The sequence below is a fragment of the Pseudoalteromonas obscura genome (assembly GCF_030135505.1).
Taxonomy (GTDB): domain Bacteria; phylum Pseudomonadota; class Gammaproteobacteria; order Enterobacterales; family Alteromonadaceae; genus Pseudoalteromonas; species Pseudoalteromonas obscura.
This window is the reverse complement of the sequence record NZ_JASJUT010000003.1, coordinates 235,698-249,367: the sequence shown is the minus strand read 5'-3', so window position 1 is coordinate 249,367 and position 13,670 is coordinate 235,698. Positions and strand designations below refer to the sequence as shown.

Here is a 13,670-nt window from a genome sequence, read left to right as displayed (position 1 = left end):
TTTATTACTGGAGTAACAATGCCAAAACGTACCGACATAAAAAGCATTCTAATCTTGGGCGCAGGCCCAATTGTTATCGGCCAAGCATGTGAATTTGACTACTCTGGTGCTCAGGCCTGTAAAGCGCTTAGAGAAGAAGGCTATCGAGTAATTCTTGTAAACTCGAACCCTGCAACTATTATGACTGACCCGGAAATGGCAGATGCGACGTACATCGAGCCAATTCACTGGGAAGTTGTAGAAAAAATCATTGAAAAAGAGAAGCCAGATGCAGTCCTTCCTACAATGGGTGGTCAAACTGCGCTTAACTGTGCACTGGACTTAGACAAGCACGGTGTACTTGCCAAACATGATGTTGAGTTGATTGGTGCAACAGCTGATGCAATCGACAAAGCTGAAAACCGTGAGCGTTTCGACATCGCGATGAAAAACATTGGCCTTGAGTGTCCTCGCGCAGAGATTGCACACTCTATGGACGAAGCGAAAGACGTACTTACTCGCATTGGCTTCCCATGTATTATTCGTCCTTCTTTCACAATGGGTGGTACCGGTGGTGGTGTTGCTTATAACATGGAAGAGTTCGAAGAAATCTGTACTCGTGGTTTAGATTTATCGCCAACAAATGAACTTCTTATCGATGAAAGCTTACTGGGCTGGAAAGAGTATGAGATGGAAGTTGTACGTGACAAAAACGACAACTGTATCATTGTATGTTCGATTGAAAACTTTGACCCAATGGGTGTTCACACTGGTGACTCAATCACGGTGGCACCTGCGCAGACGCTTACTGATAAAGAATATCAATTAATGCGTAACGCTTCTATGGCGGTACTGCGTGAGATTGGTGTTGAAACAGGTGGTTCAAACGTACAATTTGGTGTGAATCCAAAAGATGGCCGTATGGTTATCATCGAGATGAACCCACGTGTATCTCGTTCATCAGCTCTTGCATCAAAAGCAACGGGTTTCCCAATCGCGAAAATTGCAGCAAAACTTGCTGTAGGTTACACGCTTGACGAGCTTCAAAACGACATTACTGGTGGCGCAACACCAGCATCTTTCGAGCCTTCAATTGACTACGTTGTGACTAAGATCCCTCGTTTCAACTTTGAAAAGTTTGCAGGTGCAAATGACCGCCTAACGACTCAGATGAAGTCTGTTGGTGAGGTTATGGCGATTGGTCGTAACCAGCAAGAGTCACTTCACAAAGCACTTCGTGGCCTAGAAGTTGGCGCAACGGGTTTCAACCCAATCGTTGCACTTGATGACCCTAAAGCAAAAGAAACTATCATTCGTGAACTACGTGAGCCAGGTGCAGAGCGTATATGGTACATTGCGGATGCAATGCGTCACGGTATGAGTGTTGACGATGTATTTGACCTAACTAAGATTGACCGTTGGTACTTGGTTCAGATTGAAGACATCATCAACGATGAAACTGCTATTGCAGAAGCAGGCCTTGCGGGCCTTAACAAAGACTTCTTGCGTCGCTTAAAGCGTAAAGGTTTCTCTGATGCGCGTATCGCTGAAATTGCAGGTGTTTCTGAAAAAGAAATCCGTAAAAAGCGTCATCAGTTAGAGATCTTACCTGTTTACAAGCGTGTTGATACATGTGCAGCTGAGTTCAGCTCAGACACAGCTTACATGTACTCTTCATATGACGAAGAGTGTGAAGCAGCACCGTCTGAAAAAGACAAAATCATGGTTATCGGTGGTGGTCCTAACCGTATCGGCCAAGGTATCGAGTTCGACTATTGTTGTGTGCACGCGGCGCTTGCAATGCGTGAGGATGGCTATGAAACTATCATGGTTAACTGTAACCCAGAGACAGTTTCTACAGATTATGATACTTCTGATCGCCTATTCTTTGAGCCAATTACACTTGAAGATGTACTAGAAATCGTACGTGTTGAAAAGCCTAAAGGTGTTATCGTTCAGTACGGTGGTCAAACGCCACTTAAACTAGCACGTGACTTAGAGGCGAATGGTGTGCCAGTAATTGGTACTTCTCCAGATGCGATCGACCGTGCAGAAGACCGTGAGCGCTTCCAGCAACTTGTTGAGCGTCTAGACCTTCTTCAGCCTGAGAACGCGACGGTGACTTCACTAGAAGAAGCGGTAGCTAAATCTCAAGAAATTGGTTTCCCTCTAGTTGTACGTCCTTCTTACGTATTAGGTGGTCGTGCGATGGAAATCGTTTACGATGAAGATGACCTACGTCGTTACATGACAGAAGCTGTATCCGTTTCTAATGAAGCGCCTGTACTTTTAGACCGTTTCCTAGACGATGCAATCGAAGTGGACGTGGATGCTATCTGTGATGGTGAAAACGTGATCATCGGCGGTATCATGGAGCATATTGAACAAGCAGGTGTACACTCAGGTGACTCAGCGTGTTCACTTCCGGCACACTCGCTTTCTCAAGATATCCAAGACGTAATGCGTAAGCAGGTTCGTGACATGGCACTTGAGCTAGGTGTTGTGGGTCTAATGAATACCCAGTTTGCAGTGAAAGATGGCAAAGTATACCTAATCGAGGTTAACCCTCGTGCCGCGCGTACTGTACCATTTGTTTCAAAAGCAACAGGTGTTGCACTAGCAAAAGTAGCGGCACGTTGTATGGTTGGTCAGTCTCTTGAGAGCCAAGGCGTGACTAAAGAAGTTATCCCACCTTATTACAGCGTAAAAGAAGTCGTACTTCCTTTTGCTAAGTTCTTAGGTGTTGACCCAATTCGTGGCCCTGAGATGCGTTCAACGGGTGAAGTTATGGGTGTTGGTGAAAACTTCGCCGAAGCGTTCGCGAAAGCACAATTAGGTGCATCAAACGCTTTACCACGTGGCGGTCGCGCGTTACTATCTGTTCGTAACAGCGACAAGTCACGCGTAGTTGAGCTTGCTAAAACAATGAAAGCTATCGGTTTTGAGCTTGATGCAACAAACGGCACAGCTAAAGCTTTAGAAGAAGCAGGTATTGAAGTACGTCGCGTGAACAAAGTATTCGAAGGTCGTCCTCATATTCTTGACCGCATCAAGAATGGTGAGTACAGCTACATCGTAAATACGACAGAAGGTCGCCAAGCGATTGAAGATTCGAAGGTGTTACGTCGTGGTGCACTTCAGCATAAGACTAACTACACCACCACGCTAAATGCAGCGTTTGCAAACTGTACTGCGCATGCCGCAGACGACAGAAGCTCTGTAAACTCTGTACAAGAACTACACCAGCGATTGAACTAATGGATATAAGCCAAGGCCTTTGGCCTTGGTTGCAAGTGAGAGACTTATGCAATCAATTCCGATGACTGTACGAGGCGAAGAAATGCTTCGTGAAGAACTGAACCATCTAAAAAAAGTGGTCCGTCCTAAAATTGTTGCCGATATCGCAGAAGCGCGTGAACACGGTGACTTAAAAGAAAACGCTGAGTATCACGCTGCGCGTGAACAACAGGGTTTTTGTGAGGGTCGTATCCAAGAAATTGAAGCTAAATTATCAACTTCTCAAGTTATTGATGTCACAAAAATGGCAAACAATGGCAAAGTCATTTTCGGTACTACTGTAACTATTGTAAACGTCGATACTGACGAAGAAGTAACGTACAAAATTGTTGGTGATGACGAAGCAGATATTAAAAACAATTTAATCTCTGTTAATTCTCCGATTGCACGTGGCTTAATTGGTAAAGAATTAGATGATTCAGTTAATATTCAAACACCAAACGGTACTGTTGAATACGAAATCATCGAAGTTGAATATGTCTAATTAGTCTAACCTATAGACCAAAAGCCCGGTACATTGTTACTGGGCTTTTTTATGTCCCTTTCCTTTTATTGTTATCGATTGACCTAGATCATTCTTTACCGCCCGGTTCCTAGTTTGAACAAGTAGATTGGCGTAGTATTAATCGTGAAATATCACGAGGAAAGATAATGTCATCAGTTATTAAGCACTTCTTAAATGATCCTAAGTTGTTATTAAACGCGGTAGGCGAGGGGATCTACGGTTTTGACTTATCGGGTAATGCTGTATTTATTAATCCAGCCGCAGAGAAAATGACAGGTTGGAGCGCCGACGAGTTACTTGGCAAAAAAATCCACCAATATCATCACCACAGCCATGCAGATGGCAGTGAATACCCAGCAGATGAATGTCAGATCTATAAAACCATGTTTGATGGGGAAACACGGTATGTCAAAGGAGAGGTGTTTTGGCGTAAAGATGGTTCTTGCTTTCCAGTGGAGTATACGTCGACGCCTGTGTACCGGGATGCCCAAGTAATCGGTGCCGTGGCTATTTTTCGCGATATTTCACAGCAGGTTGAAACAGAGCAGGCACTGCGGGATGCATTGACGCAAGTTCAATCTCTTTCCGAGCAGCTTAAAGACGAAAACAGCTATTTATTGTCCGAAATCAACCAAAACTGGCAAGGATCCGGCCTAGTTGGTGAAAGTCATGTCTTCAATCGTATGTTAGAGCAAATTAAGCTAGTGAGTAAAACAGATAGTACTGTGCTTATTCTAGGTGAAAACGGCACGGGTAAGGAGTTAGTTGCGCGTAATCTACATGCCCTAAGCGCACGATCTGAATTACCATTCGTAAGGGTCAACTGCGCGGCGTTTTCCCCTAGTTTGTTAGAGTCGGAGCTGTTTGGCCATGAAAAGGGGGCTTTTACTGGTGCTCATGATAGAAGGAAAGGGCGATTCGAGCTGGCCCACAACGGAACGCTTTTTTTAGATGAAATCGGGGAGTTGCCCCAAGAAGCACAAAGTAAATTGTTGCGAGTATTGCAGGAGCAGGAGTTTGAGCGTGTTGGAGGCAGTAAAACAATCTCCGTTAATATTCGTGTTATAGCGGCTACGAACAGAGATCTTTGGCAAATGGTTGAGCAAGGGACGTTTAGGATGGACCTATATTATCGATTAAACGTATTTCCTATTAAAGTCCCACCACTTAGGGAGCGAAGAGAAGATATCCCGATGCTATGCGCAAACATGATCAACAAATTGAATGTCCGTCTGGGAAAACACATTAAGGGAATTGCCAAAACATCACTTAAAAAACTACAGTTGTATGGCTGGCCGGGCAACATTCGAGAACTACAAAATATACTCGAACGAGAAGCTATACTGGCCAACGGTCATACCCTGCACCTATCTCAGCCGCTGTGCATTGAGGATGGGGTGAAGGACGAAAGTGAGATCAGCTTGCGCCTTGATGAAATTCAGAAAGCGCACATTGCAGAAGTACTCGAACTGAGCAATTGGAAAATATCTGGAAGCAAGGGGGCCGCAGATAAGCTTGGCTTGAATGAAAGCACATTGCGCTCGAAAATGAAAAAGCTTGGAATTGTTAAAAAGCGCGATATTTAGAGGTTAATCGTGATATATCACGATTAATAAATTGAATAAAAAATAAAAATATATAAAAATCAATATCATATATAAGTTTCAGTTTGGTCTGAAAGTTGCAAATGACAAGGTGTGTTTCACTTAATGTAAGCAAGTAATATGAAGTTTGATATAAAAGAAGAGGATATGATTATCAAGCCCTACAAGCAAGAGGGCCCAATTTATATCCGTGAACAAAAAGGGTTCTTCCAAAAAATCCGTCGCTATCTTGGTTGGATCCTAATGTTTATATTTGTCGCTATTCCATGGATCCCGTATAAAGGTCAACAAGCTATTCTTCTAGATGTTGCGAGTCAGCAATTTAGGATTTTTGGCCAAACATTTTTACCTCATGACTTTATGATCCTAGCATGGATATTTATGGCTGGAGCCTTCGGCCTTTTCTTCGTAACAAATTGGCTTGGGCGTGTATGGTGTGGTTATACCTGCCCACAAACCATTTGGATGTTAATGTTTACTTGGGTTGAACACCGTGTGGAAGGAACACGTAACCAACGGATTAAATTAGACAAAGCAAGCTGGAATGCACAAAAAGCAGCTAGAAAAATGACTAAGCACGCTATTTGGCTTGTAATTTCACTTTTTACTGCGACCTCTTTTATGGCGTATTTTGTACCAGCCAAAACTTTATACATGGATATGTTTACGTTGGAATGGTCTGGGCTAGTAAGCTTTTGGGTGTTTTTATTTGCCTTTTGTACATATGGGAACGCAGGCTTTTTAAGAGAAAAAATGTGCAATGTCGCATGTCCATACTCGCGCTTTCAATCGGTAATGTTTGACAAAGACACCTTGGTTGTTACCTACGATGCGCAAAGAGGGGAGCATAGGGGACCACGCAAACGTAAGTCTGATTATAAAGCGAAAGGTTTGGGAGACTGTGTTGATTGCAATCTGTGTGTTGAGGTTTGCCCCGCAGGTATTGACATAAGAAATGGGTTGCAATACGAGTGCATCAATTGTGGGCTTTGTATCGATGCCTGTGACGATACTATGCATAAGTTTGGTTACTCTACTGGATTGATCAAGTATGCCAGTGAAAATCAAGCTGGCGGAAAAACTTCCAGTCCATTTAGGTTAAAGCTCATAGGTTACGCAGGGTTATTTGCTGTGATTGTTGCGACAATGGCTATTTGGGCATTTAATCGCACTCCGATAGAAGCATCCGTGATCCGTGACCGAAATGCGTTGTATCGAGTAAATTTTGAAGGCTTAGTTGAAAACCCTTATACCTTAAGCATCATCAATAAAACCCAGCAAACCTTGCATTACCAAGTTAGCTTCAATGGGTTACAGGGCGCAGAATTGAGTGCGCCACAAGAGATTGAGATCCAAGGGGGCAAAATGTTACTCGTCCCTGTCACCATTGCTGCTGATGGTTATGATATTCAGAGAAAGCGTACGCCAATCCAATTCACTATTTCCGCGAATGAAGATAGTAGTATTTCGATTACGAAAGACAGCTATTTTTATAAAAACTAGTGTTTTAGTAGAGCACTGGGTTATTCCTCAAGGGCCAATTGGCCCTTTTTTATTTTTTCGAAATTACCTGTACAATTAACCTGTTGATAGCTGTCATACTCCTAGGCAAAACAGTGCTTTGGTAATCAGCCTGTAGTTCTACTATAGGTGCTTAAAGAAAAGATGTGGTTTCAGTTTTTTAATTACAAAAGTGAGCATAGTAGCCCATGTGAAAGGTGCGGTGTTTTAGTGAGTGATGATCAATCTGAATGCCCGCACTGCAAAGGTTTGTCTAGTAAAGACGCACGCTATCTTAAAGGCATTAGGAAAAATGAAATGTCAAACAAAAATAAGGGGCTAAGTCTTTTGATGAAGGTGCTATTTTGTTTATGTGGGCTAGGGGTTGCGTACCTGTTTACCCTATAAAAAAGCCTCTTATTGCTAAGAGGCTTTGGCCAGTGAGAAGATTATCTGTTTATTCAAACTTTGCGTTAAGCTGTGTTCCGGTACCTTGGCCAGACACCATTAAGTAGTGCCATCCAGAGCCTGGGTTATTGATCACAATTTGTTCTTCGCTGCTACCTTGAGTAGTCGCTGAGTTTTGGAAGTTACTTGTGCTTGGCCAACCGGCTGCGTTTTGGTAAATGCTAGCGTCTCCGTCTCCACCTGAAGTGGTGATTGTTAGCTTAGACTGACCTGCAGGAACGCTAATGGCAACATAGACTGTGTTGGCGCCCATACAGATGGCATCATTATTAGACAAGTTGCCACGTGTTTGTGGTGTTTTAGTCGCACATGCATTGACAGGAGGCTTGATAACATCACCTTCTGTGTATGAACCAGTCAATGTAACGTTGTCAGAGGCTGTCCAGCCTACAACCGAAACATAGTACAGACCGCCGGATTTAGTTAATTTGCTGCTATCGCATGTTTCGTCTCTATTGCCGCTAGTATATGGTCTACAATCCCAGTTGTTTGCAGTATCTGAATCACCAAATTTTACGTATAGATCAGGGTCACCAGTTCCCGCTCCCATCTCAACACTGATATTTTCAGCGCCCTCAGGGACGAAAAATGTAAAGGTTTTAGTTTCTTTTGCTGCAATTGAAATGCCTGATTTAGTCACTCCATTGAGTAAGTCTGATTCAGGACCTTGCTCGTCGGTAATTGTCACTGAGTAATCTTCAACTTCACCCCAACCGTACGTGCCACATGCTGGTAATTTCCCATCTGTTAATTCATAAGATTGGATCACTCGCATTGTTGTTGAGCCATTTTGGGCAGAAGCAGGAATCGTTACTGAGTTAACCACTTCATCAAAGGTAGTAGCGCTAGTTTGAACTAACAGCTCCCCTGAGTCGTCAAAGCTATTGTTTTGGTTAAGATCTACATAAACAGCCCAATTTGCAAGGTATGGCCCATTGGAACCGTGTGTTAAACCAATCTCTGTTGCGTCGCCTTTTTTAAATCTGAAACCTGCATTGTCAAAGTGGCTGAATTTGCTTTTTTCTGAGCTATTACTCAAGTTGCCAACGCGCACTTTACTCGTCCATTGAGTTGTTGACTTTGCGTATGCAATGCAGTGAGCAGCGCCACTAACCACGACGTTTTGCTCTTTCACATAGCTTACGCCATTTTGCAATGTAACTTTTGCTCTTACAGCATAAGTACCAGAATATAGATAAGTGTGTGAAGGGCTACTTTGTGTGCTGGTATGATTTGGGTTTACCGCGCTGTCACCAAAATCATACTCAATCGAAGCAATTTCAGTATTACTTCCAAACGAATCCGTAAAGTTAACAGTAAGGTTATTTGTCGTTACATTGGCAGAGAAGTCGGCTGGGTTATCAGACTGGATGTCTACAGTGAAATCTTCAACTTCACCCCACCTGATGCGTCCGCATGGAGATTTCAACTCTTCGTAACTTTGTAGCACGCGCATTCTGGTTTTACCCGTCAACGCGGTTGTAGGAATAGAGATTGTTTTTTCTATGTCATTTGCTGTATTTGCGCCGACCCAGTACCAAACGCTTTCTGAATCCTCAAAAGAGCCGTTGTGGTTCATATCAATATAAACACGCCACTCCGCGTTATAAGAAGATTTAGATCCAGTAGCACCTTGACGTACAGATAGAATATTATCACCTCTAACTGCGCCGAGTACTTTGTCTGTGTGGTCAGTATAATTTGCTGCGCCAGACGTAACACTATTACCGTTTAGTGTAACATTTGCGTTGTATTGATACTTTGGTTGGTTACCGTATGCACGGCAATAATCTTGGCCAGCAGGTGCTGATACTGTAATTACCTTCGAATGAGTATATGTTTCACCACTTTTCAAAGTAACGGTGAGCGTTACCGTGTACTCTCCACCAAAAACATATTGGTGATTTGGGTTTAACGAAGTGCTGGTGCTTGAATCGCTAAATAGTCCATCGCCAAAGTCCCACTTGACCGAAGCCACATCAGTAGAGTCGATAGCAAAACCTACGTTGAAATCGTTGTTGTTAATGGACGTTGTAAATTCAGCTGGGTTTTGCTCTTTTATTATGGTGATACTGTAATCTTCGGCTTCACCAAATTTGAAATCACCGCACGCAGCAAGTTGTGTTTCTCCCTCACGCAGCGTATTGGATTGAATAACACGCATTCGTGTTGTGCCAGCTAGTGCGCTGTCGGGAATGGTGATATTAGCGAGTATGGGCTCAGGAGAAGATTTGGATAGCGGCTCAGAAAAATGAATGAGCTCGCCTGGGTCATCAAAGCTATTGTTTTGGTTTAAATCAATGTAGACGGCCCAGTATGCGGAGTAGGGACCAAATTTACTGCCACGCGTACCTTGTTGCAACTCAATTCCTGTTGCTGAGCCGGCGTAAACAGTAAACGGCTCTAGTGCAGTGTGATCGGTATACTGCCTTCTATCCGACTGATGTGCTTTACCATTCACTGATACACTTTGTGTATATTGATAGACTGCATTTGTTCCTTTAACTCCACAGTAGCTTTGGCCTGGCGTAGCGGTAATGGTTACTTGCTGAGAGGCTGAATGGATCAATCCTTGATTATCGGTAGCTGTATATCTAACAATGTAAGTGCCAGGAAATAGATAGTTATGGGTAACCGAGTCACCTTGTGCATATGGCTTATTATTGTATACACCATCACCAAAGTCCCATAGCGTAGAAACAATATTGCCATCGCTATCGTTAGCCTGACCAGAGAAACTGGCTGTTAAGCTGCCTGGTGTAATGGTAGTTTGCGTAATTGTAGCTGACGGCGCGTTGTGTGCTGATGTGCGTAAAGCAGCCATAAATGTAGCGCGTTCATTGTGTACTCGTGCATTATCATTGACGTCAACAGTTCCCCCAGCTTCACCTTTATAGTTATTATTGGGGTTTGACCATACATTTAGCCTTTCTCCACAATCACTGATGGCCATCAGTGTGCGCCACGTTTTAGACTCATTACAATATCCGTGGCCAAAAGCAAAAGGAGTGGTCGTCGAATCATTGTCATGTCTTGCTCCGTACAAGTGTCCAAGTTCATGAGCAAATGTGTTTTTAAAAGTACCCCAGCTACTCAAAGTAAATAAGGCACTCTCAGCATCCGTACCGATTTGTCCAGCCCACCCAGCCCAAGGTGAGCTGGCATCTTGGTCTGCTAAAAACACCATGATATCTGCTTGGTGTTCATCTCGAATACTTTTTAGTTCTACGCCAAACCCGTTTGGAGCCAGTGGATTAGGCTCTGCTAGCCAACTACTTGTGTTTTCATTTAGTAGTAACGAGTTATCCTCTGCCATGTCTCCGGTGGATACATAGCCGGTTTGATAGGAATGTATGATTCTGACGCTTGCGTTAATGCCACTAGCCGCGTAGCTGTCGTTGGTGTCTTTTTCCATTAGTGCTAGGTATGCATCGACATCGCCAACCTCTGCCGCGAGTTTATCTGTATAGGCAACCACGACAGTTACTTCAGGCGTTGCACTTGCGTCGCTGCTTGCTGCTGCGCGTAAGAAAGGCGAGATCTCCGTATGACCCACTAAACCATGTGAAGAGTCACCATGCTCCAAACCTGGTCTATCAGCCGTGGAGTCAATAGGCGAGTTGTCTTGGATGAACTTACTTAATTTATAAAGACCATTTCCCGCAGGGGTTAATAAATAACCAGTATTGCCAATGTAAATCTTTGCGCTGTAACTGCTATTTGTTTTGATCATTGACAACTTGGCATGCCCGTCGGACGAGCGACCATTTATGTAGGTTATTTTACTATTTTGTTTCGTTACTTCATACAGGTGAATTTGTACAAACTGCCCATCAATTGTAAGGCTCAGTGAATTTCCTACTTGCAGGTTTTCACCCAAAGCACTATTTAGTTTGATTGAATCTAAAATCAGCTTTTGCTTTGTTTGGGTAGGCTCATTTGTTGATGACATCACTAGATTTGAAATTTCATTTTCAAAACTCAATTGCCTATCAAACAGATAGGTTTCTTGAGCAGATGCTGAAAATGAAACAGTGATAGCCGTTGCTAGGGCTAGCTTTCTTAATTGTTTTTTTTGTCGCACTGTAACTTTCCTTTAACGAGTATGGGTAAAGCAAAATATGCTTCACATGTTGTTAAAGAGGTTTTTAACCATTGAAATTCAATGATATACCTCTTGCATACCACACTTTAATGACAGTTTTTAAAGCGTGATTGTATACAATATATAGTATGCGATTAAGATTTGTACATGGTTTTGTTGAATTATTATCAACGTAGAGGAGTACTCAAATAAGAAACAACGTTTTTAAGTTCCTTTTTCATCAACAAAATCAATGAGGTATCAAATTAGGTGCGAATAGAAAAAAATTTACTTTTTTTGATGTGAACGAGTATTGGATGTTATGGGTTATGGGAGTGTTTAAATCTAAATCGGGCGGTTGTGCACACTAATGATAAGAACGAATATCGTATGGGCTGGATATCGGGTTATCAAGCTGAGATAAAAAAGTCCGATACTAATATCGGACTTTATTTGTTAGTGGTCTAGTGGGCTCTTATAGCCATCTGGTTTCAGTGCTAATACATCACAGTCTAGGCTGTCGATCACATGCTCTGCTGTATTGCCAATTAATGCTGCACTTAAGCCTGTGCGCCCAACCGTGCCAATGACAACGAGCTCGGCTGACTTTTTCTCTGCTACAGATGGGATCACATCTTCAGGGAGACCTTCTTCAATGATGCATTTTTCTTTGGCAATTTCGAACTGGTTGGCCAAAGACCATGTTTCGTCTTCGTGATGCTTTTTCACCGCTTCGCTATATTGAGATGGATTGAACTCGGGGATCTCAATTGCAATATTAACCGGAGTTGCAGGGTAGGTATTAACCAAACTTAAAGACGCATTTGCTAAATTACAAATGAACTTTGCGTCTTTTATTATTCGTTGGTTGAGCTCTTGATGTTGATCGTTATCACTGACGGAGTTGACTGCTGCAATAATTTCACCATGCTCAGGCCATGCTTGATCTTTAACCAGCAAAACTGGAGCGGGGCACTTCCGTATTAAATGCCAATCCGTTGGTGTAAAAATCACGGATTTTAGTGTGTCGTGTTGATGTGTGGACTTAATGACGATGTCGAACTGCTCATTGAGTACTTCTTCAATAATGGCTTCATACGGCCGGTTGTGCCATACCACTTTGGCCTGAATATCAAGGTCTGTATATTGCTCAATCAACACGTTGATCCACGCTTCTCTATCCTTGATGACCGCGAGTCTCATGGCCTCACGCTCCTCTTTAGAGAGCATTGTCGTCATTTCATAGGAAAAGTCATAGATAGAAAGGAACGCCGTTATTTCAGCACCAGTTGTTTGTGCAAGACTAATTGAGCGCTCAAGACTGTTTTGCTGCTCTTTAGTCGGGTCAATAACAGTAAGGATTCTCTTTATCTTATCCATACAAGCCTCCTGTGGCACTTGGCTAATCAATATACTTTGAGTGTAACTGATATAGCCAAGGTATAAAGCTATTTCGATGGAAAAATTGGCTTAGATCAAGTAGTAATACCTGCCGCAGCAGCTAATCCTTGTGACTCTAAAATAGTTATGAATTTGCCTTCGACCTTGATAAGACCAGCTTTTTGGAATCGACTGAGTAGTCTACTAATTGTTTCAACAGTCAGGCCGAGGTAATTACCAATTTCGCCTCGGGTCATTGTGAAGCGGAACTCTTTACGTGAAAAACCACGTTCACCAAAGCGATTAGATAGATTAAAGATAAATGTAGCGAGTCTTTCTTCTGCGGTCTTTTTGTTGAGTAACAGCAGCATCTCTTGATCATAATTGATTTCATTACTCATTAAGCGCATGATCTGCTGTCTAAGTTTTGGCAATTTACCAGCGAGCTCGTCCAGTGTATCAAATGGTATTTCACATACCATGGATGTTTCAAGTGCTTGAGCGAAGCTTTGATGTTGCATTTTGTTGATAGCATCAAAACCCACTAAATCACCAGCAAGGTGGAAGCCCGTAATTTGCTCGTCACCTTGTTCAGACAGGGTGTAAGATTTAAATGAGCCAGATCTCACAGCAAAGATAGCTTGAAGTGGTGAGCCAGACTCAAACAAAAAATCACCTTTGTGAAGAGGCTTTTTGCGCTCAATGATTTCATCAAGCTTATCCATTTCGTTGCCGTTAAGTGAATAAGGCAGGCAAAGCTGACTTATACTGCAATTTGTACAACTTATTGTACACTGACTTTTGGAGCGATTATTTAAATCCATAATTAATCCATTACTCTTAGACGCACATA

Annotated in this window: 7 protein-coding genes; 4 read left to right on the top strand and 3 right to left on the bottom strand. The window is 42.7% G+C overall.

Annotated elements, in window-relative coordinates; translation table 11 throughout:
- Positions 1 to 18: 18 nt before the first annotated feature.
- The 4 genes from carB (at position 19) to ccoG (ending at position 6,888) form a co-directional block, all read left to right on the top strand.
- Positions 19 to 3,237 carry a carbamoyl-phosphate synthase large subunit gene (carB, locus tag QNM18_RS09040; RefSeq protein ID WP_284136950.1) on the top strand — a complete coding sequence of 1,073 codons (3,219 nt, stop codon included), beginning with the start codon at positions 19 to 21 and terminating at the stop codon, positions 3,235 to 3,237.
- Between the two features lie 46 nt (positions 3,238 to 3,283).
- Positions 3,284 to 3,760, top strand: coding sequence for a transcription elongation factor GreA (gene greA / locus QNM18_RS09035; protein WP_211010179.1), 477 nt, complete (start codon positions 3,284 to 3,286; stop codon positions 3,758 to 3,760).
- Between the two features lie 167 nt (positions 3,761 to 3,927).
- Positions 3,928 to 5,367: a sigma-54 interaction domain-containing protein gene (locus QNM18_RS09030; RefSeq protein WP_284136949.1), complete on the top strand. Its 1,440-nt coding sequence runs from the start codon at positions 3,928 to 3,930 to the stop codon at positions 5,365 to 5,367.
- Between the two features lie 138 nt (positions 5,368 to 5,505).
- A complete protein-coding gene (ccoG, locus tag QNM18_RS09025) occupies positions 5,506 to 6,888 on the top strand; it encodes a cytochrome c oxidase accessory protein CcoG (RefSeq protein ID WP_284136948.1) in 1,383 nt (460 codons plus the stop codon).
- Between the two features lie 454 nt (positions 6,889 to 7,342).
- Here ccoG and QNM18_RS09020 read toward each other — a convergent pair whose 3' ends face one another.
- The 3 genes from QNM18_RS09020 to QNM18_RS09010 all read right to left on the bottom strand — a co-directional run bounded on the left by QNM18_RS09020 (position 7,343) and on the right by QNM18_RS09010 (position 13,641).
- Positions 7,343 to 11,437 (bottom strand): GEVED domain-containing protein, encoded by a 4,095-nt coding sequence (locus QNM18_RS09020; RefSeq protein ID WP_284136947.1) that lies wholly within the window; start codon positions 11,435 to 11,437, stop codon positions 7,343 to 7,345.
- 456 nt (positions 11,438 to 11,893) lie between these two features.
- Positions 11,894 to 12,817 carry a universal stress protein UspE gene (gene uspE, locus QNM18_RS09015; RefSeq protein WP_211010175.1) on the bottom strand — a complete coding sequence of 308 codons (924 nt, stop codon included), beginning with the start codon at positions 12,815 to 12,817 and terminating at the stop codon, positions 11,894 to 11,896.
- A 95-nt stretch (positions 12,818 to 12,912) separates the two neighbouring features.
- Positions 12,913 to 13,641, bottom strand: coding sequence for an FNR family transcription factor (locus tag QNM18_RS09010; RefSeq protein ID WP_023401635.1), 729 nt, complete (start codon positions 13,639 to 13,641; stop codon positions 12,913 to 12,915).
- Positions 13,642 to 13,670: the final 29 nt, after the last annotated feature.